Annotated in this window: 24 protein-coding genes; 14 read left to right on the top strand and 10 right to left on the bottom strand. The window is 67.1% G+C overall.

Translation table 11 applies throughout. The features are described from left to right. Nucleotides 1-6: 6 nt before the first annotated feature. From ACRCUN_RS27930 to ypfJ, 4 genes are all read right to left on the bottom strand, one after another. A complete protein-coding gene (locus ACRCUN_RS27930) occupies nt 7-861 on the bottom strand; it encodes an RNA polymerase sigma-70 factor (protein WP_462144868.1) in 855 nt (284 codons plus the stop codon). Nucleotides 862-959: 98 nt separating this feature from the next. Beyond that, nucleotides 960-1496: a DinB family protein gene (locus tag ACRCUN_RS27925; protein WP_462144867.1), complete on the bottom strand. Its 537-nt coding sequence runs from the start codon at nt 1494-1496 to the stop codon at nt 960-962. A 20-nt stretch (nt 1497-1516) separates the two neighbouring features. Further along, a complete protein-coding gene (locus tag ACRCUN_RS27920) occupies nt 1517-3151 on the bottom strand; it encodes a DUF885 domain-containing protein (protein ID WP_462144924.1) in 1635 nt (544 codons plus the stop codon). After that, the gene (gene ypfJ / locus ACRCUN_RS27915; protein ID WP_462144866.1) at nt 3144-4034 is read right to left on the bottom strand and encodes a KPN_02809 family neutral zinc metallopeptidase; all 891 of its coding nucleotides are present in this window, start codon (nt 4032-4034) and stop codon (nt 3144-3146) included. Before ypfJ ends, ACRCUN_RS27920 begins: the two co-directional genes overlap by 8 nt. A gap of 74 nt (nt 4035-4108) precedes the next feature. Here ypfJ and ACRCUN_RS27910 point away from each other — a divergent pair, with 74 nt between their 5' ends. After that, nucleotides 4109-5587, top strand: coding sequence for a carboxylesterase/lipase family protein (locus ACRCUN_RS27910; protein ID WP_462144865.1), 1479 nt, complete (start codon nt 4109-4111; stop codon nt 5585-5587). Here ACRCUN_RS27910 and ACRCUN_RS27905 read toward each other — a convergent pair. Both ACRCUN_RS27905 and ACRCUN_RS27900 read right to left on the bottom strand, forming a co-directional pair. After that, nucleotides 5581-6093 (bottom strand): SRPBCC family protein, encoded by a 513-nt coding sequence (locus ACRCUN_RS27905; protein WP_462144864.1) that lies wholly within the window; start codon nt 6091-6093, stop codon nt 5581-5583. The genes ACRCUN_RS27910 and ACRCUN_RS27905 overlap by 7 nt on opposite strands. A 38-nt stretch (nt 6094-6131) precedes the next feature. Further along, nucleotides 6132-7019, bottom strand: a complete 888-nt coding sequence (locus ACRCUN_RS27900) for an oxidoreductase (protein ID WP_462144863.1) — start codon at nt 7017-7019, stop codon at nt 6132-6134. A gap of 77 nt (nt 7020-7096) precedes the next feature. Here ACRCUN_RS27900 and aspS point away from each other — a divergent pair, with 77 nt between their 5' ends. The 3 genes from aspS to ACRCUN_RS27885 all read left to right on the top strand — a co-directional run bounded on the left by aspS (nt 7097) and on the right by ACRCUN_RS27885 (nt 9807). Then, complete coding sequence (aspS, locus tag ACRCUN_RS27895) at nt 7097-8872, top strand: aspartate--tRNA ligase (protein WP_462144862.1); 1776 nt, start codon at nt 7097-7099, stop codon at nt 8870-8872. Next, a complete protein-coding gene (locus tag ACRCUN_RS27890) occupies nt 8869-9318 on the top strand; it encodes a nitroreductase family deazaflavin-dependent oxidoreductase (RefSeq protein ID WP_462144861.1) in 450 nt (149 codons plus the stop codon). The genes aspS and ACRCUN_RS27890 overlap by 4 nt, the downstream gene beginning before the upstream one ends. Before the next feature lie 93 nt (nt 9319-9411). Then, entirely contained in the window at nt 9412-9807 is a 396-nt protein-coding gene (locus tag ACRCUN_RS27885) for a nitroreductase family deazaflavin-dependent oxidoreductase (RefSeq protein WP_462144923.1), read from the top strand. A 67-nt stretch (nt 9808-9874) separates the two neighbouring features. On the opposite strand, the gene ACRCUN_RS27880 is transcribed toward ACRCUN_RS27885, so the two are convergent. Next, entirely contained in the window at nt 9875-11059 is a 1185-nt protein-coding gene (locus ACRCUN_RS27880) for a thiolase family protein (protein WP_462144860.1), read from the bottom strand. 95 nt (nt 11060-11154) lie between these two features. Here ACRCUN_RS27880 and ACRCUN_RS27875 point away from each other — a divergent pair, with 95 nt between their 5' ends. Beyond that, nucleotides 11155-11634: a winged helix-turn-helix transcriptional regulator gene (locus ACRCUN_RS27875; protein ID WP_462144859.1), complete on the top strand. Its 480-nt coding sequence runs from the start codon at nt 11155-11157 to the stop codon at nt 11632-11634. On the opposite strand, the gene ACRCUN_RS27870 is transcribed toward ACRCUN_RS27875, so the two are convergent. Next, entirely contained in the window at nt 11626-12015 is a 390-nt protein-coding gene (locus tag ACRCUN_RS27870; RefSeq protein WP_462144858.1) for an MmcQ/YjbR family DNA-binding protein, read from the bottom strand. The two genes, ACRCUN_RS27875 and ACRCUN_RS27870, sit on opposite strands and share 9 nt — an antisense overlap. Before the next feature lie 23 nt (nt 12016-12038). Between ACRCUN_RS27870 and ACRCUN_RS27865 the strand changes: the two genes are divergently transcribed. Further along, nucleotides 12039-12962 (top strand): DUF389 domain-containing protein, encoded by a 924-nt coding sequence (locus ACRCUN_RS27865; RefSeq protein ID WP_462144857.1) that lies wholly within the window; start codon nt 12039-12041, stop codon nt 12960-12962. Here ACRCUN_RS27865 and ACRCUN_RS27860 read toward each other — a convergent pair. Next, the gene (locus tag ACRCUN_RS27860; RefSeq protein ID WP_462144856.1) at nt 12959-13696 is read right to left on the bottom strand and encodes a GAP family protein; all 738 of its coding nucleotides are present in this window, start codon (nt 13694-13696) and stop codon (nt 12959-12961) included. The two genes, ACRCUN_RS27865 and ACRCUN_RS27860, sit on opposite strands and share 4 nt — an antisense overlap. 165 nt (nt 13697-13861) lie before the next feature. Here ACRCUN_RS27860 and ACRCUN_RS27855 point away from each other — a divergent pair, with 165 nt between their 5' ends. The 4 genes from ACRCUN_RS27855 to ACRCUN_RS27840 are packed head-to-tail and all read left to right on the top strand — an operon-like array spanning nt 13862 to nt 21837. Beyond that, nucleotides 13862-17224 (top strand): transglutaminase family protein, encoded by a 3363-nt coding sequence (locus tag ACRCUN_RS27855; RefSeq protein ID WP_462144855.1) that lies wholly within the window; start codon nt 13862-13864, stop codon nt 17222-17224. Beyond that, nucleotides 17224-19905, top strand: a complete 2682-nt coding sequence (locus tag ACRCUN_RS27850; protein WP_462144854.1) for a circularly permuted type 2 ATP-grasp protein — start codon at nt 17224-17226, stop codon at nt 19903-19905. The genes ACRCUN_RS27855 and ACRCUN_RS27850 overlap by 1 nt, the downstream gene beginning before the upstream one ends. Further along, nucleotides 19902-20822: a transglutaminase family protein gene (locus ACRCUN_RS27845; protein WP_462144853.1), complete on the top strand. Its 921-nt coding sequence runs from the start codon at nt 19902-19904 to the stop codon at nt 20820-20822. The genes ACRCUN_RS27850 and ACRCUN_RS27845 overlap by 4 nt, the downstream gene beginning before the upstream one ends. After that, on the top strand, nt 20815-21837 hold the full coding sequence (locus ACRCUN_RS27840) for a zinc-binding metallopeptidase family protein (protein ID WP_462144852.1): 1023 nt from the start codon (nt 20815-20817) through the stop codon (nt 21835-21837). Before ACRCUN_RS27845 ends, ACRCUN_RS27840 begins: the two co-directional genes overlap by 8 nt. An 86-nt stretch (nt 21838-21923) precedes the next feature. On the opposite strand, the gene ACRCUN_RS27835 is transcribed toward ACRCUN_RS27840, so the two are convergent. Continuing rightward, entirely contained in the window at nt 21924-22502 is a 579-nt protein-coding gene (locus ACRCUN_RS27835; RefSeq protein WP_462144851.1) for a hypothetical protein, read from the bottom strand. A gap of 58 nt (nt 22503-22560) precedes the next feature. Here ACRCUN_RS27835 and ACRCUN_RS27830 point away from each other — a divergent pair, with 58 nt between their 5' ends. The 4 genes from ACRCUN_RS27830 (at nt 22561) to ACRCUN_RS27815 (ending at nt 25725) form a co-directional block, all read left to right on the top strand. Then, nucleotides 22561-23397 (top strand): DUF3097 domain-containing protein, encoded by an 837-nt coding sequence (locus ACRCUN_RS27830; protein ID WP_462144850.1) that lies wholly within the window; start codon nt 22561-22563, stop codon nt 23395-23397. Nucleotides 23398-23463: 66 nt separating this feature from the next. Continuing rightward, nucleotides 23464-24774 (top strand): replication-associated recombination protein A, encoded by a 1311-nt coding sequence (locus ACRCUN_RS27825; protein ID WP_462144922.1) that lies wholly within the window; start codon nt 23464-23466, stop codon nt 24772-24774. A gap of 112 nt (nt 24775-24886) precedes the next feature. Next, complete coding sequence (locus tag ACRCUN_RS27820) at nt 24887-25255, top strand: ArsR/SmtB family transcription factor (protein ID WP_462144849.1); 369 nt, start codon at nt 24887-24889, stop codon at nt 25253-25255. Continuing rightward, complete coding sequence (locus ACRCUN_RS27815; protein ID WP_462144848.1) at nt 25252-25725, top strand: SRPBCC family protein; 474 nt, start codon at nt 25252-25254, stop codon at nt 25723-25725. Before ACRCUN_RS27820 ends, ACRCUN_RS27815 begins: the two co-directional genes overlap by 4 nt. Nucleotides 25726-25811 lie beyond the last annotated feature (86 nt).

Below are 25811 nucleotides of genomic sequence, written 5' to 3'. Positions count from 1 at the left end.
TTTCTCCTATCGCGCCAGGGCTCGGCCAATTGTGCTGTGGCGAAGTTTGTCGGGGTTCCTGATTGCGTAGAGGCCCGATATCAGTCCGTCGGTGATCTCGATCAGCAGTATCGAGTCGAGCTGGTCGCCCCGGTGAAACAGCACAGCCGGCAAAGCGTTGTACACGCCGAATGTGATAGCGAGCGCTGCCATCCCGGTCTGAGCCAGCCCGGCCATGTATTGGGCGACGCGCTGCGGACCGATGATCGGGCGCCGGGCTGCACTGACGCTACCTCCACCGTCAGCCACCGCAGCTACGTCAGGCGCCATGACCGCAACCAGGGCAGCGACGTCCCCGGTGTTGGCAGCCCGCAGGAACGTTTTGACAACGTCGCGGCCGGTTTGCTCGTCCGGTGTGAATCGACGACGTCTCGCTTGGACGTGGCGGCGAGCGCGAAGGGCGATTTGGCGCACAGTCGTATCCGATTTACCAAGGACGCTGGCGATTTCGGGATGGCTGTAAGCGAAAACCTCGCTCAGCACGAACACCACGCGCTCCTCCGGGCTCAGTGTCTCGAGGATCAGAAGCATCGCCATAGACACCGACTCGGCCAGCACCGCGTCCTCACTGACATCCGGTGCGGTGCGGATGGGTTCGGGTAACCAGTTGCCGACGTAGTCCTCACGCCTGCGCTTGGCGGTGCGCAGCGCGTTCAAGGCTTGCCTCGTAGCGAGCTGCACCAGATATGCGTGCGGGTGAATGACCTCGCCGGCCCTGATCCAGCGCAGGTAACTTTCTTGGATGACGTCCTCGGCGTCGGCGGCGCTACCGAGGATCTCGTACGCGAGTGTGAACAAGAGCGGTCGGTGTTCTGCGAACACCTCAGTAGCGTCCAGCGCGGTCCCCTTCGCTGTCGATGGTCACACTCTTAGACACCGCCCGACAGCCCGACCGTGACAACCGGAAGTTATGACGTGCGTCACATGGTGGTGACGTCGTACGCGTGGTGGACGATGTCATGTAGGTGGTAGATCGCGATCGTCGCCACGGTGAACTCACTGCCGTTGCTTCGCAGCCCCCGACGCCCCCACGAGTTGTCGGGTACCTGCTCGTAGGTGGCGGCCACAACGTTGGCCGACTCGAAGAGCTCGGAGCCAACAGTTGCCGGGTCCTGTGATGCGTAGTCGTCGGCGATCGCGGTGGCGTCCTGGTCCCAGTTCGGGAAGCGCGGATCATCCTCGGTGAGCATCAGCCGCACGCGGTGTTCGAATATGCGGTGCACATCGCGAATGTGGCAGCCGTATTCGAGTATCGACCACATGCCCGGCCGCGTCCGGACGGCGACATCGGGTTGGCCGAGTCGCGACATCCAGGCTGCGGCGTCATCACGAATCCTGGCGGCGACCTCGGTGTGGTGCACCGTCGTCGCATCGAATCCGCATTCTGGGCATGGCCGGGACATCACCCACGTCCAGTCTTTGGTATCGGGTTCGATGGCGGGTTGATCGCGGTTCATGCCACCAGTGTCGCCGTGGATCACGCCGACGACAACGCCGAGCGCAACACATCGAGCGGCAGGCCGCCGAGATCGAGCGCAGTGCTGTGGAACTCCCGCAACGTCGCACCGCGTTGCAGGCTCTCCTCACGCAGCTGGTGCCAGATCCGCTGGCCGATGGCGTACGAGGGAGCTTGTCCGGGCCAGCCGAGGTAGCGGTCGAGCTCGAACCGCAGATGCTCCTCCGTCATGGCCGAGTGGGAGGTCAGGAAGTTCCACGCACGTTCGGCGTCCCAGACCTCGCCGTCCGGCGCGGTGAGACCGCAGTGCACCCCGATGTCGATGACCACGCGTGCGGCCCGGAAGCGCTGTGCGTCAAGCATTCCCATCCGGTTCCCGGCGTCGTCGAGCCAGCCCAGTTCGGCCATCAGCCGCTCGGCGTACAAGGCCCAGCCCTCGCCGTGGCCCGAGACCCAGCAGGCCAGCCGCCGCCACCTGTTGAGCTGATCGGAAAGTGCCACGGCCCGCCCGATTTGCAGATGATGGCCCGGCACGCCCTCGTGGAAGACGGTGGTGGTTTCCTGCCAGGTGTGGAACTCGTCGACGCCGGGCGGCACCGACCACCACATCCGACCGGGTCTGCTCCAGTCCTCGGACGGTCCCGTGTAGTAGATGCCGCCGGTTTGAGTGGGAGCGATTCGGCACTCCAGCTTGCGAAGTGGGCCCACGATGTCGAAGTGCGTACCGGACAGTGATTCGACGGCGCGGTCCGACAGGTCTTGCATCCAGGCCTGCAACGCATTGGTGCCTTTGACGAGGTAGCGGGGTTCCTCGTCGAGCCGGCGCAGCGTCTCGGCGACCGTTGCGCCGGGGTAGAGCTGCTGCGCGATCGTTTCCTGCTCTGCCACAACCGCGTCGAGAAGCCCCAGGCCCCACTCATAGGCCTCGTCGAGGTCGACGCTCGTGCCCAGAAACGACCGCGACAGCAACTGGTAGGCGTCGCGCCCGCATGCGTCGACTTCCCGGGCGTGCGGAGCGATGTCGTCGCGCAACACAATGCCCAGCCGCTCGTAGGCAGCGGCGGCGGCGGTCGCGTGCTGGCGCAGTTCGTCGCGCAGGGCGGTGCCGGCGGTCGGTGCCTGCGCCACCATATCGGCGAACAGCTGTGCGATCTGCTGAGTTTGGGCGATACCGCGGGTGACCTGACGGATCGCCGGGGGATGTCCGTTGTCCACCGCGGCATTCAGCGCACGCGCGTAGCCGTCGACCCGGTCGGGTACCTTGGCCAGCCGCCGCCCGATGAGCGCCCAATCGTCCGCGGTATCGGTGGCCATCAAGTCGAATACGTCACGCATGGTCTGCAGTGGTGAGGCGATGACGTTGAGCTCACCGAGATCCAGGCCTGCGTCGTGCAATTCGACGGACACGCCGAGGCGTTCGCGCATGGCGGCGATGGTCACCACGTCGACATCGTCGGCCGGGTTCGCCGTGTCGAGTTCGCGCAGCGCCGAGCGCGCGGCCTCGGCTCTCGCGGCGACTCCCTCAGGCGAGTAGTCGGTGACCTCGTCGTCGAATCCGGTGATACCCAGTTCGGTTGCCGCGCAAGGGTCCAGCTGTGCGTAGGTCTCGAGGTAGCGCTCGGCTACCGCGTCGACCTCGGTCTGGGGCCTACCCAAGGTCATTCGTCGCGAACGTGTCGCACTTGTTCGGGTCGCCGGTTCGGTATCCCTCGGTGAACCACTTCTGCCGCTGTTCGGATGACCCGTGGGTCCAGGCCTCGGGGTTCACCCGCCCGGTCGCCGCCCGCTGGATGCGGTCGTCGCCGACCGATGACGCGGCCGAAAGTGCGTCGGCGATGTCCTTGTCGCTCAGCGGTTCCAGGAACGGCACGCCGGTGCTCTCCTGCCGGGTGATCGAGGCGTAGTGCGCCCACACCCCGGCGTAGCAGTCGGCTTGCAGTTCGGTGCGCACGCCGCCGCCGGTGGGACCCTGCGGATCCTGCTGCGCGCGGCCTAGCACGCCGAGCAGATTCTGCACGTGGTGACCGAATTCGTGGGCGACGACGTACTCCTGTGCGAGCGGCCCACCGCTGGAACCGAACTGGTCGACGAGAGTCTGGAAGAAGTCGGTGTCGAAGTAGGCGGTCTGGTCGACGGGGCAGTAGAACGGCCCGACATCGCTGGTGGCCGGCCCGCAGCCGGTGTTGACCTGACCGGTGAACAGCCGGACGTGCGGACGTTCGTAGCCCTTGAGCAGCTGCTGCCACACGCCGTCGACGGAGTTTCCGGTTGCCACCACGCGGCACTGCACGATGTTGTTGGCATCCGCGCCCGTCTTGCACTGGCTCAGGTCGAAACCCTGCGCCTCAGCGCCCTCGGTGCTCATTTGCTGTTGCTGCGGCATGACTGTGCCGGGATCGATGCCGAGGAACATTGCGAGCACGACGATCAGCAGACCACCGATGCCACCGCCGATCGCGATACCCCGACCCGGACCGCGGCCGCCACCACTGCTCGAAGTGGTGCTCGTGTCGATCTGCATACCCTCGTTGAAGGTCATCGCATCGCTCCATCGCATTCGCGCCCAGGTCATACTCGACAGCTCGGTTTAGCTTGCCACATTAGGATTCAGACGTGTCCGTCGTAGCGGAACATTCGACCATCGCCCACACCTCGCTCGGGCGGCTGCGCGGCACCCTCGAGGGTGGTGTCAGCGTGTGGCGAGGTGTCGACTACGCCCAGCAACCGCTCGGCCGGCTGCGCTTCGTCGCACCACAACCGTTGACGCCGTGGTCGGGCGTGCGAGACGCTGTCGACCACGGTCCTTTGCCGCCGCAGGGCCGCTCGTTCGTCGGCGGCGGCCGCGACGATCCCAAGATCCGGGATGAGGCCTGCCTCACCGTCACGGTGTGGTCCCCCGATACGGCCGGCTCGCTCCCGGTGATGGTGTGGATCCCGGGTGGTGCGTTCGTCTACGGGGCGGGCCAGCTCCAGCTGTACAACGGTTCGCGGCTCGCCGCGAACGGCAATGTGGTGGTCGTCAACGTCACATATCGGCTCGGCGTGTTCGGCGGTTTCGAACTCGGCGACCTGGGCGACGGGTTCGACGACAACCTGTGCCTGCGCGATCAGATCGCGGCGCTGCGGTGGGTGCGCGACAACATCGCTGCGTTCGGGGGCGATCCGGAGCGCGTGACGGTGTTCGGCGAATCCGCCGGTGCGACGTCAGTGTTGGCGCTGTTGGCGAGCCCGGCCGCCGAAGGGCTCTTCGCCAGGGCGATCGCCCAGAGCCCGGCGCTGCCATTGATCGCCGACCGGGAGATCCGGGCCCGGCAATCGCGCCGGTTCATGCACCTGCTCGGCGTCGGAGCCGAGCAGCTCAAGGTGTTGCCGCAGCGCCAACTGCGGCGCGCGGCCGGCCAATTGCAGCTTGAGAGCGCGCAACAGACGCCGACACTGGCGTATGGCCTGACGCACGGGGTCGACCTGTTGCCGCTACACCCGATCGAGGCGGCCCGGGCCGGCGCGGTGGCGCGTGTCCCGCTGATCATCGGCACGAACAGCCATGAAGCGTCGATGTTCGCGTGGGGCAAGCCGCCGATGCTGCCGACCACACCAGAACTCGTCGACAGCTACTTCCAGCGCACCGCGCCGCACGACCGAGAGCGCATCCTGTCCGCGTACCCCACGTATCCCCGGCGGGCCGCGCGCATCGCGTTCGGATCCGATGTCATGTTCGGCGCGCCGACGTGGGCCTTCGCCGACGCCTACAGCCCACTCGCACCGACGAACGTGTACCGCTTCGACCACACGACCTGGACGCTGCGAGCGCTGGGGCTCGGCGCCACCCATGGCAGCGAGATCGTCCATATCCAGCACAGTTATTCGTCGTATCTGGGCCGCAAGATTCATCCGCTCGGAAGGCGGGTGCAGCCTTCGGTCGGCAGGCGCATGCAGCGCACGTGGCTGGACTTCGCGACCGACGATCTCGGTCCGGAGTGGCCTCGCTACGACGCCGACCGGCGCCGCACCCGGGTGATCCGATCCACTCGCGACGAGACCGTCGAGGATCCCGATGCCTTGAGGCGCGCGGCGTGGGAGGGGATCTACTGAGTGCGTGTCGCGTACCGCTTGTCGGTATAGCGACGCAGATTGTGCAGGAAGCGCTGGAACAACCACGCCATGATCGGTTTGCCCAGCGTCATGCCGAGCTGCCCGGCCAGCCCGCTCGGTTCCATCGCCATCACCCAGGTCAGGTGGCAACCTTGCGCCGTCGGCACGACGCGGTAATCCTCGGCGAAGGCCGAGATCGCGTTCGACGTACTGGTGTTGAACCGGAAGGCCATGTGGGAGAACGGTTCCCACGCCAAGAACTCCTCGTCGCCGACGATGTTGCCGCGCATCGTGACGGTGCGGGTGGTCCCGATTCCGCGGGGCTCGGGGCTCGTCCACTCCACGTTGGTGATGACGGTCGCCCAGTGCGGCCACGAGGTCTCGTCGGCGAGCACCTCGAACAACTCCTCCGGGGTGATCGCGAGATCTACGGTGCTGACGAAGCGGAACGGCGCTCGGTCGATGAAGTCGAGTTCGACGCGTTCACACTGGTAGGTCCGTGCCATGGGTAGACACTTTAGGGCAGGGTGTCTAGTGGCGGGTGCTATCCGGGTCCGTCACTGGCCGCGGCCAGGAGCGGCACCACCACGTCACTGACCGGCGTCGGCAGGCCGTAGACCGCCGCCTTACGGGCGATGACGCCGTTGCGGATGTCCCACTCCAACGGCCGGCCCGCCTCGCGGTCGGTCAGCATCGACGTCGTGACATCGGCGGGCCCGGAGCTCAGCATCGTGAGAATCTCGTCGGGCACGCCATCGCCGAGTTTCGCGCCGTCCGCCCGCGCCACCGCCAGGCACTCGTTCAGATAGCGACGCGCCAGCGCCGCCACATCGTCGCGGCGGAACATGCCCGCGCGCCGTCCGGTCAGCACCATCAACCCGACAACGGCGTTGACCAGGAGCTTGCGCCAGGCGGCCGTGCTGAAGTCGCCGTCGAGTTCGACCGTGATCTCGGTACCGCGCAACGTCTGGGCGATGACAGCGGCCGAGGCCGTGTCGGGCAGCACGAGGCGTGTCGCGGTGCGCACCCATATCCAGCCTGCGGGTTGAGGCTCCGACGAAACCCATACCGCGGCCGGGACGACCTGCGATCCGGGACAGAACCCGCCCACCCGCTCCACCTGTTCGACGCCGTTCTGCAGCGCGCACACCACGGTGTTCTCATCGCAGAGCCGCGCAAGCCAGCCGCCCGCCTGTTCGTTCTGGGTGTCTTTGACGGCCAGGAACACCACGTCGACCGGACCGGCGACGCCGGTCGGGTCGGTGTGGACCGGACCGGGTACGACGATCGGATCACGACCGTCGGGTCGCACCTCGACACGGTCTCGCGGGCTGCGACCGCACAGCAGTACGGGTCGGCTCGCGGCATGCAGGTATGCAGCGATGGTGGATCCGATGGCGCCGGGGCCGATTACCGCGATTGGGGAGTTCACTATCGCCAAACTAGTGGTGATCAGGTCCCCACTACACTGTGGCAGTTATCCCTCAAGTTCATTCACAAGGAGTTTTCGTGCTGCGCAGTCACGCCGCTGGTTCATTGCGGCCCACCGACGCGGGTCAGAAGGTGACGTTGGCGGGCTGGGTGGCACGTCGCCGTGACCACGGCGGCGTGATCTTCATCGACCTGCGCGACGCTTCGGGTGTGTCGCAGGTGGTGTTCCGGGAAGGTGACGTGCTCGAAGCCGCGCACCGGCTGCGCGCCGAGTTCTGCGTCGCCGTCGAGGGCACCGTCGAGGTCCGGCCCGAGGGCAACGAGAACCCCGAGATCGCCACCGGGCAGATCGAGGTGAACGCGACATCACTGACAGTGTTGGGGGAGAGTGCGCCCCTGCCGTTCCAGCTCGACGAGAGCGCGGGCGAGGAAGCGCGGCTCAAGTACCGCTACCTGGATCTGCGCCGCGAGGGTCCGGGCAACGCAATTCGCTTGCGGTCCAAGGTGAATGCGGCGGCACGCGCAGTGCTGGCCGAACACGACTTCGTCGAGATCGAGACGCCAACGCTGACCCGTTCGACGCCTGAGGGTGCGCGAGACTTCCTGGTGCCGGCCCGGCTGCAGCCCGGCTCCTTCTACGCACTGCCGCAGAGCCCGCAGCTGTTCAAGCAGCTGCTCATGGTGGCGGGCATGGAGCGCTACTACCAGATCGCGCATTGCTACCGCGACGAGGATTTCCGCGCCGACCGCCAGCCTGAGTTCACCCAGCTCGACATGGAGATGAGCTTCGTCGATGCCGACGATGTCATCGCGGTGTCCGAGCAGGTGCTCAAGGCGCTCTGGGCGCTGATCGGTTACGACGTTCCGCTTCCGCTGCCGCGGATCAGCTACGCCGAAGCCATGCGGCGGTTCGGCTCCGACAAGCCCGACCTGCGGTTCGGTGTGGAACTCGTCGAGTGCACCGAGTACTTCAAGGACACCACGTTCCGGGTGTTCCAAGCGCCGTACGTGGGCGCGGTCGTCATGGCGGGCGGCGCCTCGCAGCCGCGGCGCACGCTCGACGGCTGGCAGGAATTCGCCAAGCAGCGCGGTCACAAGGGCCTCGCGTATGTGCTGGTGGGCGAAGACGGCACGCTCGGGGGACCGGTGGCCAAGAACCTCACCGATACCGAGCGGGACGGTCTGGCCGCACATGTGGGCGCGAATCCCGGTGACTGCATCTTCTTCTCGGCCGGCCCGGTCAAGGCCGCGCGTGGGCTGCTGGGCGCCACGCGCATCGAGATCGCCAAGCGCCTCGATCTGATCGACCCCGACGCGTGGGCGTTCACCTGGGTGGTGGACTGGCCGTTGTTCGAGGCGACCGACGAGGCGACCGCGTCCGGCGACATCGCCGTGGGCTCGGGTGCCTGGACGGCCGTGCACCACGCGTTCACCTCACCCAAGCCCGAATCCGTCGCGACTTTCGACACCGATCCCGGCGCCGCGTTGGCCGATGCCTACGACATTGTGTGCAACGGCAACGAGATCGGCGGCGGGTCGATCCGTATCCACCGCCGCGACGTCCAGGAACGGGTGTTCGCGATGATGGGCATCGACCACGACGAAGCCCAGAAGCAGTTCGGATTCCTGTTGGACGCCTTCGCATTCGGCGCGCCGCCGCACGGAGGTATCGCGTTCGGCTGGGACCGCATCACCGCGCTGCTGGCCGGGATGGACTCGATCCGCGAGGTCATCGCCTTCCCCAAGTCCGGCGGTGGCGTCGATCCGTTGACCGACGCGCCCGCGCCGATCACCGCGCAGCAGCGCAAGGAATCGGGAATAGACGCCAAGCCCGAGAAGCTGGACAAGCCATGACCGAGATCGACAAGGAAAAGCTCTACTCCGACACCGCGGCCCTCGACGAGTTCAACCGCAACATCGTCGAGGAATTCCGGGCCAACGGCGGCAAGGTCGGCGGCCCGTTCGAGGGTGGCACTTTGCTTCTGCTGCACACGACCGGGGCCAAGTCGGGTGAGCCGAGGCTGTCGCCGTTGGCCTACCTGACCGTCGACGGCAAGATGCTGATCGTCGGGTCCTATGCCGGCGCGCCGAAGAATCCGGCGTGGGTGCACAACCTGCGGACCAATCCGAAGGCGCGGATCGAGGTGGGAACCGATTCCTACGACGTCACCGCTCGCGAACTGCCGTCCGACGAGCGTGACGCCACGTACCCGAAGATCGTCGAACTTGCTCCGGTGTTCGCCGATTACCAGGCCAACACGACGCGCAGGATCCCGCTCTTCGAACTCGTGCGGGCTTAGGCGGGAATAGGCGTCAAGCCGAATCGGCTTTGACGTTTCGTGACTGAATTCAACTCAGACGAACTCCTGAAGAACCGGGCCGCGCTCGACACGATGAATCGCGACGTCGTCGAGGAGTTCCGGACGAACGGCGGCAAGGTCGGCGGCCCGTTCGAGGGCTCTGACATCGTGCTGCTGCACACGACCGGCGCCAAGTCCGGGCAGCGGCGTGTGAGCCCGTTGGCATCGTTCACCATCGACGGCCGCCTGTTGATCGTCGGGTCATACGGTGGCGCGCCGAAAGATCCGGCGTGGGTACACAATCTGCGGGCCAACCCCGGCGTGCACGTGGAGATCGGCACCGATTCCTACGACGCCACCGCCCGCGAACTTCCGCGGGACGAACGAGATGCGCTGTTCGACAAGGTCGTCGCCGCGGCGCCCGGCTTCGGCGAATACCAGGCCAAGACCGAACGCGTCATCCCGCTCTTCGAGCTGACTCGGGTTTAGCGCCGAGTGTTGGCCTGTGTGCGAGATTTGGCGGGAATGTCGCACACAAGCCAACTTTCGAGGGTGGTTACAGCCGCTCGATGATGGTGGCGTTGGCCATGCCGCCGCCCTCACACATCGTCTGCAGGCCGTAGCGACCGCCACGCTGCTCAAGCGCGTTGACCAAAGTGGTCATGATGCGAGCGCCGCTGGCTCCCAACGGGTGCCCGATCGCGATCGCCCCGCCGTTGACGTTGGTCTTGGCGAGATCTGCTCCGGTATCGGCCGCCCACGCCAGAACCACCGGTGCGAACGCCTCGTTGACCTCGAACAGGTCGATGTCGGCCAACGTCAAACCGGAACGGGCGAGGACCTTTTCGGTGGCCGGGATGACGCCGGTCAGCATGTAGAGCGGGTCGGAGCCCACGACCGTCGTGGTGTGTATCCGCGCGAGTGGACGCAATCCGAGGCGCTTGGCGGTCTCGCCACTGGTGATCATCACCGCGGCACTGCCGTCCGACAACGGTGACGAGTTTCCCGGGGTGATCTCCCAATTGATCTGCGGGAAGCGCGCGGCGTATGCGTCGTTGTAAAACGCCGGCTTCAACCCGGCCAGCGTCTCGACCGAGGTTCCCGGCCGGATGATCTCATCGGTGCTCAACCCGGCGATCGGCGCGAGTTCGGCCTCGAACAGCCCGTCCTTGGTGGCGCGGGCCGCCTTCTCGTGGCTGGCCGCGGAGAATTCGTCGAGCTGGGTGCGGGACAGTTTCCACCTTGCGGCGATCAGCTCAGCGCTGATGCCCTGGGGGACAAGGCCGTCCGGGTAGCGGGCGGCCATGTCGAGGCCGAACGGATCGCTTCCCGGCAGCACCGACGTGCCCATCGGCACGCGCGACATCGATTCCACGCCTGCTGCGATCACGATGTCGTACGCGCCGGCCAGCACACCCTGCGCGGCGAAGCTGATGGCCTGCTGGCTGCTGCCGCACTGGCGGTCGACCGTCGTGCCCGGCACGGTCTCGGGGAATCCGCCGCCGAGGAGCGCGTTGCGGGCGATGTTGACGGCCTGGTCGCCGACCTGGGTGACGGCGCCGGCGATGACGTCGTCGACCTGGGCGGGATCGACGCCGGTGCGCGCGATCAACTCCCGCAGGCTGTGCGCGAGGAGGTCGGCGGGCAGCACGCCGTGCAGTGCGCCGTTGGCCTTGCCCTTACCGATGGGTGTGCGGACCGCACCCACGATGACTGCATCCCGACCTGCATATCCCGACATCTCTGCCTCCTGAAGCTCACCGCTGAGTATTCTGATGTGAACCCAGATATACCACCTGGGTATAGTTAGAACAACTCAGGGATGAGGTTGATTCCGTGGGAATGCTGCAGGGCGTCCTCGCCGATCGCGACGCGTGGTCGGCAGTGGGACGTTGCCCGATCGAGAAGACGATGTCACTCGTGGGCACCAAGTCGGCGATGCTGATCATGCGCGAGGCCTATTACGGCACGACGCGGTTCGAGGATTTCTGGCGCCGGGTCGGCGTGACGAAGGCCGCGGCATCGGCGCGGTTGTCCGACCTCGTCGAGGCCGGGCTGCTCGAGCGTCGGCCCTATCAGGAGCCCGGCCAGCGCAGCCGCGACGAATACGTGCTGACCCAGGCCGGCGTCGATTTCATGCCCGTGGTGTGGGCGCTGTTCGAGTGGGGGCGCGACCACGTGACCAACGATTCCCCGTTACGGTTGGCCCATGCCGGGTGCGGCGCGCGTGTGACAGTCGAAATACGTTGTGAAGAAGGACATCTCGTGCCACCTGACGAACTTGTCGTCCGGGTGGACCGGCGTGATTCAGCTTGAGTCCGCGGCGTCGGCCAGATACGCCTTCACCAACGTTTTGGGCGCCTGCGCCAGCCAGGCCTCGGTGATCAACTCGGTCAGCTCGCCGGCGTCGATCGCGGCGAGGCGGACGAGCACGGCTGGGTAGCCGTCGAAGTGCGGCGTGGTGAAGTACACCTCGGGATTGTCGGCGATGAGCGCGAACTTCACGCCCTCGTCGGCAACCCGGGCGCCGAGAATGTCACCATCGGGCGCGTCGGCGCCCAGCGCGTCGTAGTCGGCCTTGCGCAACGGACGCTCCCACGCCACGAGCTTCTTGCGCACCCGCCAGGTTCGGGGCGTCGGCTCGCTCGTCTCGGGAAGATCTGCCGCAATGCGCGCCACGTCACCCCAATCGGCCACGGTCTGAACGTTACTCTCGGCGCGTGCTGCACCTCCGTGTGATCGCGCCCGTCGAACTCCGCAATCCGATACTCAACGTGCTCGAGCGCGAGCCGGGCGTGACCCACATCGTGATTCATCCCGGCGCGGCGGTCGAGCCCGCCGGCGACGAAATCACGGCCGACATCGCCAGGGAAGCCGCCAACGACGTGGTGCAGCGGCTGAAGTCGCTCGACATCCACCACGAGGGCGCGATCACGATGGAATCACTCGACACCGTGCTGTCGAGCGCGGCCTATCACGCCGAAGACGAGGCCGAGGGGGATGCGGCCGACGCGGTTGTGTGGGACGAACTGGTGTCGCGAACCCGTGAGGAATCGCATCTCAACGTCACATACGTGATGTTCCTGTGCATCGCGTGCATGCTCGCGGCGGTGGGCGTGCTCACCGATTCGCCCGTCACCGTTGTCGGTGCGATGGTGGTCGGCCCGGAGTTCGGCCCGCTTGCCGCGCTGGCGGTTGCGCTCGTGCAGCGCCGGATGTCGCTGGCACGCCGTGCCCTGGCGGCTTTGTTGATCGGATTCCCGGTGGCGATGGTCGTGACGGCGGGCGCGACGCTCGCGTTCGAGGCGTTCGGCTGGGTCACGCTGACAAGCACCCGAGAACTTGAGGGCGTCGACTTCATCTTCCAGGTCGGCCCGTTCTCGTTCGTGGTCGCGCTGCTGGCCGGCGCGGCCGGAATGCTGTCGCTCGTCTCGGCGAAATCGGCAGCGCTGGTTGGCGTCTTCATCTCCGTCACCACCGTGCCCGCCGCCGGTTTCGCGGTGGTGGCCGCGACGGTCGGGGAGTGGGATGTCGCCGGTCAGTCGGTGCTGCAGCTCCTGGTGAACCTCGTCGGCATCACGCTCGCGGGTCTACTGGTGCTCGCGGTGTACCGCCGGTCGCGAATCGCCAAGAGCGCAGGCTAGAGATGGCTGATACCGAGGCCGACGAAAAACACTCCGACGAGTCCGGCGATCACAGCGACCACGAGCCGGTGATGGGTTCTCATCCCGGCGTAGATGCGCTCGACTGCCGAGCGGGTCGGCTCGGGCGCGAGCCAGAAACTGATGAGCGGAACGATCGCTGCGCCGAACCCCACTAGGTTGAACACCACCAACGCGGCGAGCTGCTGGCCGACACTGGCGCTCGATGTCAGTACCGCCGCCATCGCGGCCACGTAATACGGCGTGGGGAAGCCGTTGCTGAGGCCAAGCAACCCGGCGGCCCATGCCGCCTCGCCGCGCAGTGCCGCCTTGATGCTCTCGGGCAGCTTTGAGACGACCGGCAGGGAATCGAGCGTCGGCGGCGCCACCGAACCGGGGCCCGGATCGCCGACGGCGGCCGGCACGGCTGCGCGCCGACCCCGAATCCGGTTGACCAGGCGCTCCAGCACGCCAGTCGCGGACAATGCGGCAATCACGAGCGCTGCCACGCCGATGCCGATCTCAACCGCGGGCGGAATGGTGCCCCCGCCGGCAGCGGTCTCGCGCAGGACGAACACCACAACCGCGCCCACCACGACGTTCACGGTGAACCCGACCACGAAGAACGGCAGCAGCAGCCGCGCGGGATGTCGTCGCGACAGCATGAAGGCAACCACCCCGATCCGCAGTGGGTCGGTTCCGGCCACCGCGGCCATCACCAGCACCGTGCTCCACATGGCGGGTTGCCACATCCCTTCGGTCAGTCGTCTCCTTCGTGAATTGAACCAGCGCGTCCCGGGTTGAGCCGGATCGGCACGGCGCTGCCGCCGCGCCGGCTCAATTCGCCCCGGCCGAAATTTCCGCGCACTGCGGGGGAGGTCACCTTGTGGTGGGATTTGCGGATGGGTATCAAAGTGGCGCTGGAGCACCGCACCAGCTACACGTTCGATCGGCTGGTCGAGGTGCACCCGCACGTCGTCCGGCTGCGTCCCGCGCCGCACTCGCGTACCCCGATCGAGGCGTACTCGTTGACGGTTGAACCGTCCGACCATTTCATCAACTGGCAGCAGGACGCCTTCGGTAATTTCGTGGCGCGCTTGGTTTTTCCGAATCGGGCGCGAAACCTGACCATCACGGTCGGACTGATCGCCGACCTCAAGGTCGTCAACCCGTTCGACTTCTTCATCGAGGAATATGCCGAGACGTTTCCCTTCGAATACCCGGCGGCGCTGCTCGAAGACCTCAAGCCGTACCTGCGCCCGGTGGACGAGGAGGGCGAGGGCTCCGGGCCAGGCGAGCTGACCAAGTCCTGGGTGAGCAATTTCACGATGCCGCCGGATACCCGCACGATCGACTTCCTGGTCGCGCTGAACCGGGCCGTCAACGCCGATGTCGGCTACAGCGTGCGGATGGAACCTGGCGTCCAGACACCGGATTTCACGCTGCGTACCGGCATCGGCTCCTGCCGGGACTCGGCGTGGCTGCTGGTGTCGGTCCTGCGGCAACTGGGCCTCGCGGCGCGTTTCGTGTCCGGCTACCTGGTGCAGCTCACGTCGGATGTGATGGCTCTCGACGGCCCGTCAGGGCCGGCTGCCGACTTCACCGACCTGCACGCCTGGACCGAGGTGTACGTGCCCGGTGCCGGCTGGATCGGCCTCGACCCGACTTCTGGCTTGTTCGCGGGTGAGGGTCACATCCCGTTGTCGGCGACGCCGCATCCGGATTCGGCCGCGCCGATCACGGGCGCGACCGGGCCGTGCGAATCCACGATGGATTTCGCCAACCTGGTCACCCGTGTACACGAGGACCCGCGGGTGACCTTGCCCTACACCGAGTCGGCGTGGGCGTCGATCACGAAGCTCGGCGCCGAAGTCGATCAGCGCCTGGCCGACGGCGACGTCCGGCTCACCGTCGGGGGCGAGCCGACATTCGTGTCGATCGACAATCAGGTCGACCCCGAGTGGACCACCGAAGCCGACGGCCCGCACAAACGTGAACGGGCGTCGGTCCTGGCCGCACGACTCAAAAAGGTTTGGGCGCCAGGCGGATTGGTTCAGCGTAGCCAGGGTAAGTGGTATCCGGGAGAACCGCTGCCGCGGTGGCAGATCAGCTTGTTCTGGCGCACCGACGGCCGCCCGCTGTGGACCGACGACACGCTGCTCGCCGACCCGTGGAGCGGCGAGACACCTACCGCGGCAGCAGATGCCGGGCTCAAGATCCTGTCCGCGTTGGCCGCCGACTTCGGGCTGCCCGACACACAGGTGCGACCCGCCTTCGAGGACGCGCTGAGCCGGCTGGCCGGTGCCGTCCGCCAGCCCGCGGGTGATCCCGTAGGTGATAAGGACGATCTGGCCGAAGACACCCCGGTTACGCGTGCCCAACTCCTGGCCCGGCTCGAGGCGTCGGTCGACGAGCCGGCCGCCTATGTGCTCCCGCTGCACCGGCGCGACGACGGCACGGGCTGGGCGAGCGCGGACTGGCAGCTGCGGCGTGGTCGCATCGTCCTGCTTGAGGGCGATTCGCCCGCCGGGCTACGCCTGCCGCTGAACTCCATCAGCTGGCAGCCACCGCGGCCGACCTACGACGCCGACCCACTCGTGCCGCACGGAGCGCCGCGGGCCGATCCGGCGGCGGCGGTGGTCGAGGACGCCGACAACGCGCCGACGACGGCCCTCGTCGCCGAGATCCGAGGCGGCCTGCTGTACCTGTTCCTGCCGCCGACCGAGGAGCTGGACGACTTCGTCGACCTCGTCACGCGGATCGAGGGCGCGGCCGCCGAGACCGGCACGCCCGTCGTCATCGAGGGCTACGGCCCGCCCCCCGACCCACGTGTCACGTCCACGACGATCACGCCGGATCCGGGCGTCATCGAGGTCAACGTCGCACCGACCGCCAGCTTCGCCGAACAGCAGGCACAGCTGGAGACGCTGTACGAAGAGGCCCGGCTGGCGCGGCTGTCCACCGAATCGTTCGATGTCGACGGCACGCACGGCGGCACCGGCGGCGGCAATCACATCACGCTCGGCGGCATCACCCCGGCCGATTCACCACTGCTGCGCAGGCCCGACCTGTTGGTGTCGCTACTGACGTACTGGCAGCGCCATCCGGCACTGTCCTATCTGTTCGCCGGCCGGTTCATCGGCACCACGTCACAGGCCCCGCGGGTCGACGAGGGGCGCTCAGAGGCCCTCTACGAGCTCGAGATCGCGTTCGCCGAAATCGCGCGGCTCACCGGCGGCAGTGGCGTCGCTCCGAATCATGGTCGCTCCGCAAGCGTCGCTCCGAATCATGGTCGCTCCGCAAGCGTCGCTCCGTGGGTCGTCGACCGGGCCCTCCGCCACCTACTCACCGACATCACCGGCAACACCCACCGCGCCGAGTTCTGCATCGACAAGCTCTACAGCCCCGACAGCGCGCGCGGACGGCTCGGTCTGTTGGAGCTGCGAGGCTTCGAGATGCCGCCCCACTTCCAGATGGCGATGGTGCAGTCGCTGCTGGTGCGCGCACTGGTGGCGCGGTTCTGGGACGAGCCGCTGCGGGCCCCGCTGATCCGGCACGGCGCCAATCTGCACGGGCGTTACCTGTTGCCGCACTTCCTGATTCACGACATCGCCGATGTGGCCGCAGATCTGCGGGCGCACGGCATCGAATTCGACACCAGCTGGCTCGACCCGTTCACCGAATTTCGGTTCCCGCGTATCGGCACCGCTGTGTTCGACGGTGTGGAGATCGAACTGCGCGGCGCCATCGAACCGTGGAACGTCCTCGGCGAGGAATCGACCGCGGGCGGCACCGCCCGCTACGTCGACTCATCGGTCGAACGCGTCCAGGTCCGGCTGATCGGGGCCGACCGGCACCGCTACGTCGTAACCGCCAACGGCCATCCCATCCCACTGCTGGCCACCGACAACCCCGACGTCCAGGTCGGCGGGGTGCGGTTCCGGGCCTGGCAGCCGCCGTCAGCGTTGCACCCGACCATCACCGTCGACGGACCGCTGCGCTTCGAACTCGTCGACACCACCGCAGCGACGTCGCGAGGCGGCTGCACTTATCACGTCGCACACCCTGGCGGCAGGTCCTACGACACCCCGCCGGTCAACTCCGTCGAGGCCGAGTCGCGCCGAAGCAGGCGATTCGAGGCAACCGGATTCACCCCCGGCCGGGTCGACATGTCCGACATCAGGGAGAAGCAGGCGCGCCAATCGACCGATGTCGGTGCACCGGGCATCTTGGATCTGCGCCGGGTGCGTACCGTGCTCCACTGATGGTTCTTCGTGCAAGCTCACCGGATCCCGTCCGGGCAACCGGTGTCACCGGCGTGGGCGACGACGCCGACGGCGTCCTGGCGGCCTACCGCCGGACGCGAGCGCAGCAGGCGCTCTTCGACGTTCGCGGCTCTGGTGCCGGTTCGGGCTATGACGAGTTCGTCGACGTCGCGGGCAACGTCCGGCCGGCCTGGCGCGAACTCGCCGAGTGCGTCGCCGAGCGAGGCCGCCACGGGCTGGATCGCCTGCGCGCCGAGGTGCGCGGCCTGGTCGACAACGACGGCATCGACTACATCCAGGTCGACCGTCACGGGGAGGTGGTCACCGACGGGGACGGCACAGCGATGCCGGGTCCGTGGCACTTGGACGCGCTTCCGCTCGTGATCTCGACGCAGGACTGGGATGTGCTGGAGGCCGGCCTGCTGCAGCGCTCCCGGGTGCTCGACGCGGTCCTCACCGACCTGTACGGGCCGCGCCGCTCGATCACCAGCGGCGTCCTGCCCGCGCAGCTGTTGTTCGCACACCCCGGCTACGTTCGGGCCGCCCGCGGAATCGTGGTGCCCGGACGGCACCAGCTGTTCCTGCACGGCTGCGACGTCAGCCGCGGCACCGATGGCTCGTTCTCGGTGAACGCGGACTGGACGCAGGCGCCATCGGGCGCCGGATACGCCTTGGCCGATCGTCGCGTCATCGCACACGCCGTGCCCGACCTCTACGAGCGCATCAGCCCCCGGCCGGCCTCGCCGTGGGCGCAGGCGCTGCGGCTGGCGCTCATCGACTCCGCGCCAGAAGCCGCTGAGGAACCGGTCGTCGTGGTGCTCAGCCCCGGCATCCACTCCGAGACCGCCTTCGACCAGGCCTACCTGGCCGGGCTGCTGGGTTTTCCGCTGGTGGAGAGCGCCGACCTGGTCGTCCGCGACGGCAAACTGTGGATGCGCTCGCTGGGCACCCTCAAGCGGGTCGATGTGGTGCTGCGGCGCGTCGACGCCGACTACGTCGACCCGCTGGATCTGCGCCCGGATTCCCGCCTCGGCGTCGCCGGACTCGTCGAGGTGTTGCGGCGCGGTGCGGTGACAGTCGTCAACACCTTGGGCAGCGGAATCCTCGAAAGCCCTGGGCTGCAACGCTTTCTGCCCAAACTGGCGGAGTTGCTGCTCGACGAGACGCTGCAACTCCAGACCGCGCCGATGTACTGGGGCGGCATCGACCTCGAGCGTTCACATCTGCTGACCAAGCTGCCGACGCTGCTGATTCGCTCGGTCAGCGGTGGCGCACCGATCGTCGGGCCGGAGCTTTCGGCCGCCCAACGCGAAGCTCTCACGGCGCGGATCGAGAGCACACCGTGGCAGTGGATCGGGCAGGAGCTGCCACAGTTCTCGACCGCACCCACCGACCATCGGTCAGGGGGCCTGTCGGCAGGCAGCGTCGGCATTCGGCTGTTCACCGTTGCGCAGCGTGGCGGATATGCGCCGATGATCGGTGGGCTGGGCTACCTGATGGCGCCGGGCAACGCCGCCTACCGGATGAACACCGTTGCCGCGAAAGACGTCTGGGTGCGGACGCCGACCCGGGTGACAGCCGAACGCATCCCCGCGCCGGTCGAACTCGCCGCGCCTGCCATGAGTCCGAGTCCCACCCGTGCGGTCAGTTCGCCACGCGTGCTGGCGGACCTGTTCTGGATGGGACGCTACTCCGAGCGGGCCGAGAACATGGCGCGGCTCCTGACCGTAACCCGTGAGCGCTACCACGAATACCGGTACCGGCAGGAGTTCGACGAAAGCCAGTGTGTTCCAGTGCTGCTCGCGGCGATCGGCGCGATCACGGGCACGGACACCGGTGCCGACGGCGACCACCACGAGATGATCGCGATCGCACCGACCACGCTGTGGTCGGTCACCGCCGACCGGCAGCGGCCGGGTTCACTGGCGCAATCAATCGAACGGCTCGGATTGGCTGCCCGCGCGGTTCGCGACCAGATGTCCAACGACACCTGGATGGTCCTGGCCGCGGTGGAGCGAGCAGTCTTGCGTGGGTCGGATTCGCCACCCGAGTCCCAGACCGCCGGTGAGGCCTACCTCGCGAGCGCGCACAGCCAGACGTTGGCGGGCATGCTCGCGCTGTCCGGGGTCGCGGCGGAGTCGATGGTGCAGGACATCGGCTGGACGATGATGGACATCGGCAAGCGGATCGAGCGCGGGCTGGCGTTGACCGCCCTGCTGCGCGCCACGCTCACAACGGTGCGGAGCACGGCTGCCGAGCGTGCCGTCACGGAATCGACGCTCGTCGCGTGCGAGTCGGCGGTGATCTACCGGCGGCGCAATCCCGGGCGGATCAGTGTCGCCGCGATCGCAGAACTGGTGTTGTTCGACGCCGAGAATCCCCGATCGCTGATCTATCAGCTGGAACGGCTGCGCGCCAAGCTCAAAGCCTTGCCCGGCTCGTCAGGGTCGTCGCGTCCGGAGCGGCTGGTGGACGAGATCGCCACCCGCTTGCGCCGGCTCGACCCGGCCGATCTGGAAGAGGTTGATTCCGGGGGCGTTCGGGGCGAACTCGCCGACCTCCTCGACGGTATGCACGCCGCCCTGCGTGACCTGTCCGGGCTCATCACCACGGCCCACCTGTCGCTGCCGGGCGGTATGCAACCGCTGTGGGGGCCCGATGAGCGCAGAATGGTCCCATGACCGCGGCGAACACCGGGAGCGCCACCCGGTGCTACGAGATCACCCATCGCACGGTCTACCGATACTCCGACGATGTCACCAGTTCCTACGGGCGTGGCTTTCTCACACCGCGAGATCTGCCCTGGCAACGTTGCCTGTTTCACGAATTGCTGATCGACCCGGACGCGGCGGACAGTTCCACCAGCCGTGACGCCTACGGCAATCTGAGCTCGTACTTCCACGTCACCGAGCGCCACCGCACGCTCAGCATCACGAGCCATTCCGTGGTCGAGGTGGACCCGCTCGCGCCGGACCACTACACGGGTGCGTCCGCGAAGGCGCCGTGGGAGCTCGCCCGGCCGGTAGGTGCCGACGGCGCGCTGGCCGCCGAATTCACCATGGACCTGCAACCTCCGGAGATCACCGAGGCCGTGCGCGATTACGCCGCACCGAGTTTCGCGGCCGGCCGGCCTCTCATCGAGGTACTTCGGGAGCTGACGTCGCGGATCTACACCGATTTCACTTATCGATCCGGATCGACGACGGTGTCCACTCAGGTCGCCGAGGTGCTGCAGGCGCGTGAAGGGGTGTGCCAGGACTTCGCCCGGTTGGCCATTGCGTGCCTGCGCGCGAACGGCTTGGCGGCCAGTTACGTGTCCGGCTACCTGGCCACCGATCCGCCGCCGGGGAAAGAACGCATGATCGGCGTCGACGCGACGCATGCCTGGGCATCGGTGTGGACGCCGCAGAACCAGTGGCTGGCACTGGACCCCACGAACGACCAGATGGTCGACGAGAGGTACATCGTGGCTGGTTTCGGCCGGGATTACGCCGATGTGCCGCCGTTGCGGGGCATCATCTACACAGACTCGGACAGCAGCGTCATCGAGGTGTCTGTCGACGTTGCGCCGTACGAGGGGGGATTGCTGCATGCGTGATTTCAACTGCCCGAACTGTGGGCAACGCCTGGCGTTCGAGAACTCGCTGTGTCTGTCATGTGGCAGCGACCTGGGTTTCTCGCTCGACGACATGGCACTTCTGGTCATCGCCGAAACCGACGAAAGCGACCACGCCGGCGCCGTGGACGAGCGCAAGTACCGGCTGTGCGCCAATCTCTATGTGGCGGAATGCAATTGGCTGGTCAGAATCGACGGTAACGAACTCTGTGCCTCGTGTTCGCTCACCCGGACCCGGCCGGCCGACACCGACACCGTTGCCTTGGCATCGTTCGCCGTCGCGGAGCGGGCCAAGCGGCGATTGATCGCCGAACTACACGAGCTCAAGCTGCCGATCGTCGGGCGCGACGAGGACCCCGAGTTCGGACTGGCGTTCGATCTGCTCTCCAGCGAGTTCGAGAAGGTGTTCACCGGCCACCAGAACGGTGTCATCACGCTCGATCTCGCCGAGGGCGACGACGTCCATCGCGAGCAGTTACGGGTTTCGATGGACGAGCCGTACCGCACGCTGTTGGGCCACTTCCGCCACGAGATCGGTCACTACTACTTCTATCGTCTGGTGTCACCGTCGGCCGAGTACACCGCGCGTTTCGGCGAGCTGTTCGGCGACGCGGACGCCGACTATCAGGAAGCCTTGGACCGTCACTACAACGAGGGACCGCCCGACGGCTGGGAAGACGATTATGTGTCGTCGTACGCGACGATGCACCCCGCCGAGGACTGGGCCGAGACGTTCGCGCACTATCTGCACATCCGCGACACGCTCGACACCGCCGCGGCGTTCGGTTTCGCGCCGGCGGGCGCGACCTTCGAACGGAAGGTGCTGGGCCCCAGCGGTTTCGACACGATCATCGAGATGTGGCTGCCGTTGTCGTGGTCGCTGAACATGGTGAACCGGTCGATGGGGCGCGATGACCTCTACCCGTTCGTGCTGCCGCCTGCGGTGCTGGAGAAGATGCGGTTCGTCCACACCGTCATCGACGAGATCACCTCCTAGCGCGAGCGGTTTCGAGAAGACGGCGAGTGTGTGGATCCGTACGCGACTCGCCGCGCAAAGCGTATGCATCCACACACTCGCGGCGGCTAGCTGGCCCGCAGATACGCCCGTCCGCGTGGGGACACCCGGTAGCCGACATCAAGGCTTATCGTCAGGCCAAGTCCCTTCAACTGGCGCACGCGTCGTTTGAACCGCGGCACGTCGAGGCCTACCCGCGCGGCCAGATCGGGCGCGCGCACGGCCTCGTTGGCCGCGATCATCGTGAGGTACTGGCGCGTCCACGGTCCGTCGGAGCTGGCCGCATCCCAGCGGTCGAGCCGTGCGCTGATCGTCTCGATGTCGGCGGCGCCGAGCGTGTCGTCGGCCGCGAGGTCGGGTCGTTCGTCGGGGCCGAGGTAGGAGACCGTGATCACGTAGGTGTGCGCCGCGGGCCTGCGGTCCAGTTCGGCTTGCGCGGTCTCGGCATCGGGGTATCCGGCCGAGCGAGCCTGCGAGGCGCTCACGCGGTAATCGCCGGGGAACTCGGCGACGTCATCGATGCGGATCGTTCCCGCGACGGTGCGCTGAGTACCGCCTGCTCTGGCGCGTGGCGCATCCCACCGGCGCAACACCACGGTGATCGTGCCGCCGGCGATGCCTTCGGCCGTCGTGCGGGTTAACAGCACGGTCACGATCGTATGTCGCAACACCGATGACGCCGGGTGCGTTCCTAGGATCGGCCGGGTGACTGATCGCTACGGTTCTGACGTCCTGGCCCGAAACCCGCACACCCCGAAGCGGATCTGTTCCACCGAGCAACCGGTCGAGATGGGCATGGTGGTCGAGGATGCCCAGAGCGGATACGTCGGTGCGGTCGTGCGGGTGGAGCAGGGGCGGGTGGAGCTGGAGGACCGTCGCGGGAAGGTCAGGGTGTTCCCGATGGGACCGGGGTTCCTGCTCGACGGCAAGCCCGTCGTACTGACCGCCCCGAAGCGGTCGACCGCGCCCGCACGTACGGCATCGGGTTCGGTGGCGGTCCCGGGCGCCAAGGCCCGGGTCGCGCTGGCCAGCCGGATTTACGTCGAGGGACGCCACGACGCCGAACTCGTCGAGCAGGTGTGGGGCGCCGATCTGCGGATCGAGGGGGTGGTCGTCGAGTATCTCGGCGGCGTCGACGACCTGGCCGGGATCGTTGCCGAATTTCAACCGGGGCCGGGACGCCGGTTGGGCGTGCTGGTCGACCATCTGGTCGCCGGTTCGAAGGAAGCCCGCATCGCCGAGACAGTGCGCCGAGGCCAGGGCGGTGAGCACACGCTCGTCGTGGGTCATCCGTTCGTCGACATCTGGCAGGCCGTCAAGCCGGCCCGGCTCGGCATGAGGGCGTGGCCGGTCATTCCGCGCAACGTCGAGTGGAAGCACGGCATCTGCGGCGCGCTGGGCTGGCCGCACCGCGACCAGGCCGACATCGCGCGCGCCTGGCAACGGATTCGTGGCCAGGTCCGCGACTGGAACGATCTCGAGCCGGCACTGATCGGCCGGGTCGAGGAACTGATCGACTTCGTGACCCAGCCGACGAGCTAGCGCCGCACTCGGCTCCGCTCGCGGCAGGCGTGGTATGCCTGAGACGTGTCCGACAGTTTGTTCGATATGCCCGGTGACGCCGACCTGACGGGACCAGGCGGAGCGGTACCCGCTGCGTCGCCGCTCGCTGTGCGGATGCGTCCGGCGAGCCTCGACGAAGTCGTGGGGCAGTCGCACTTGCTGCAGGCCGGCTCGCCGCTGCGCCGTCTCGTGGAGGGCTCCGGCGCGGCGTCGGTGATCCTGTACGGTCCGCCCGGCACCGGCAAGACCACACTCGCTTCGCTCATCTCGCAGGCGACGGGTCGTCGATTCGAGGCGCTGTCAGCGCTTTCGGCCGGTGTCAAAGAGGTCCGTGCGGTGATCGACTCGGCACGGCGTGCCGCCATGCACGGCGGCCAGACCGTGTTGTTCATCGATGAGGTGCACCGTTTCTCCAAGACTCAGCAGGATGCGTTGCTCGCGGCCGTGGAAAACCGGGTGGTGCTGCTGGTCGCCGCGACGACGGAAAATCCGTCGTTCTCCGTCGTGGCCCCCCTGTTGTCGCGGTCGTTGATCCTGCAACTGCAGCCGCTGACGCCTGAAGAGGTCGGCACCGTGGTGCGTCGGGCTATCGCCGATCCGCGCGGCCTTGCCGACGCCGTAGAGGTGACCGACGACGCGGTCGACCTCCTGGTCCAGCTGTCGGCCGGTGACGCACGGCGCGCACTCACCGCACTGGAGGTGGCCGCGGAGTCCGCGCGACTCATATCCGTCGAGACGATCGAGCAGTCGCTCGATCGGGCTGCGGTGCGCTACGACCGCGATGGTGACCAGCACTACGACGTGGTCAGCGCGTTCATCAAATCGGTGCGCGGCTCCGACGTCGATGCGGCGTTGCACTACCTGGCCCGGATGTTGGTGGCGGGGGAGGACCCCAGGTTCGTGGCGCGCCGGCTCATGATCCTGGCGAGTGAGGACATCGGCATGGCCGATCCGACCGCACTGCAGACGGCGGTCGCCGCAGCGCAGACCGTGCAGTTGATCGGAATGCCGGAAGCGCAGTTGACGCTCGCGCACGCGACCGTGCATCTGGCGACCGCGCCCAAATCCAACGCGGTGACGACTGCGCTTGGCGCGGCGATGAACGACATCCGGGCGGGCAAGGCCGGGCTGGTTCCGCCGCATCTGCGTGACGGCCATTATTCGGGTGCGCAGAAACTCGGCAACGCAGTGGGCTACCGGTACTCCCACGACCATCCCGATGGTGTTGTGTCCCAACAGTATCCACCGGACGATCTGGTCGGCGTCGACTACTACAAGCCCACCGGGCGCGGCGTGGAACGCGAGATCTCCACCCGGTTGGAAAAGCTGCGCGCCATCATCCGGCGCAAGCGCTGAGCGTCTCGCCGGCGAGCCGGTAGCCCGGCCGGCCCAGAACATCTCTTGACACCCGCGGAAACGGCTCCTACGTTTGTAGTCAACCAATTGATTGATCAACTCAAAGGTTGATATGGAGAGTGATGGCGATGCCGATTCGCAGCTGGACCGCGCCTTCATGGCGCTCGCGGACCCGGTGCGGCGGGCCATCGTGGCGCGATTGTCGCGCGGCCCGGCCACCGTCAACGAGTTGGCGGCACCGTTCGACATCACCAAACAGGCTGTGTCCAAACACATTCAGGTGCTCGAACACGCGGGGCTCGTCACCCGCAGCCGTGACGCTCAGCGCAGACCGGTCCACCTCGACGCGGCAGCGCTGGAAGGGCTGACCGCATGGATCGACCGTTATCGGCTCAACGCCGAACGCAGTTATCGCCGGCTGGACGACCTGCTGGCGCAGATCTCACCGAAAACCGACACCGCTCAGGAGGAGAAGAAATGACCAACGCACTCAACCTCAACGCTCCGGTCGACACCTTGGCCATGGACTTCACCAGGGAGTTCAATGCGCCGGTCGCGGCCCTGTTCCGGGCTCATGCCGAGGCAGACCTGGTCAAGCAGTGGCTGGGGCCGCACGGGCTGGAAATGCGGATCGAGCGGTGGGACTTCGAAACCGGAGGTGGTTACCGCTACGTGCACGTCGATCAGTCCGGCGAGTACCGCTTCAACGGGGTGTTTCACACTGTGCGGCCCGATGAACTCGTGATCCAGACCTTCGAGTTCGAGGGCGCGCCGGACATGGTGAACATCGAGTTCATGTGGTTCGAAGACCTCGGCGGCGGGCGTAGCGCGTTGCGCGGCCGATCGATCTGCCCGAACACCGAGGCGCGTGACGCGCTGCTCTCCTCGGGTATGGAAGGTGGCATGGTCGAGGGCTACGACAAGCTCGACGCGTTGCTCCCCAAGCTCTGACAGTTGTTTCGGCGCAATCTGTTTCGTCGGAATGGCCCGCGCATGCGACGGTCCCGGCCGCAATGCAAGCCGGGACCGTGCGCGTC

This window comes from Mycobacterium venezuelense (assembly GCF_054919535.1).
This window is presented reverse-complemented; position numbering and strand designations above follow the sequence as displayed.

Coding starts and splice junctions, on each gene's coding strand:
- ACRCUN_RS27890 (WP_462144861.1), top strand. CDS start 8,869: ATGACCGAGATCGACAAGGAAAAGCTCTACTCCGACACCGCGGCCCTC.
- ACRCUN_RS27855 (WP_462144855.1), top strand. CDS start 13,862: ATGGGTATCAAAGTGGCGCTGGAGCACCGCACCAGCTACACGTTCGAT.
- ACRCUN_RS27815 (WP_462144848.1), top strand. CDS start 25,252: ATGACCAACGCACTCAACCTCAACGCTCCGGTCGACACCTTGGCCATG.
- ACRCUN_RS27845 (WP_462144853.1), top strand. CDS start 19,902: ATGACCGCGGCGAACACCGGGAGCGCCACCCGGTGCTACGAGATCACC.
- ypfJ (WP_462144866.1), bottom strand. CDS start 4,034: ATGACCTTCAACGAGGGTATGCAGATCGACACGAGCACCACTTCGAGC.
- ACRCUN_RS27840 (WP_462144852.1), top strand. CDS start 20,815: ATGCGTGATTTCAACTGCCCGAACTGTGGGCAACGCCTGGCGTTCGAG.
- ACRCUN_RS27850 (WP_462144854.1), top strand. CDS start 17,224: ATGGTTCTTCGTGCAAGCTCACCGGATCCCGTCCGGGCAACCGGTGTC.
- ACRCUN_RS27820 (WP_462144849.1), top strand. CDS start 24,887: ATGGAGAGTGATGGCGATGCCGATTCGCAGCTGGACCGCGCCTTCATG.
- ACRCUN_RS27885 (WP_462144923.1), top strand. CDS start 9,412: ATGAATCGCGACGTCGTCGAGGAGTTCCGGACGAACGGCGGCAAGGTC.
- ACRCUN_RS27880 (WP_462144860.1), bottom strand. CDS start 11,059: ATGTCGGGATATGCAGGTCGGGATGCAGTCATCGTGGGTGCGGTCCGC.
- ACRCUN_RS27905 (WP_462144864.1), bottom strand. CDS start 6,093: ATGGCACGGACCTACCAGTGTGAACGCGTCGAACTCGACTTCATCGAC.
- ACRCUN_RS27860 (WP_462144856.1), bottom strand. CDS start 13,696: ATGTGGAGCACGGTGCTGGTGATGGCCGCGGTGGCCGGAACCGACCCA.
- ACRCUN_RS27925 (WP_462144867.1), bottom strand. CDS start 1,496: ATGAACCGCGATCAACCCGCCATCGAACCCGATACCAAAGACTGGACG.
- ACRCUN_RS27825 (WP_462144922.1), top strand. CDS start 23,464: ATGCCCGGTGACGCCGACCTGACGGGACCAGGCGGAGCGGTACCCGCT.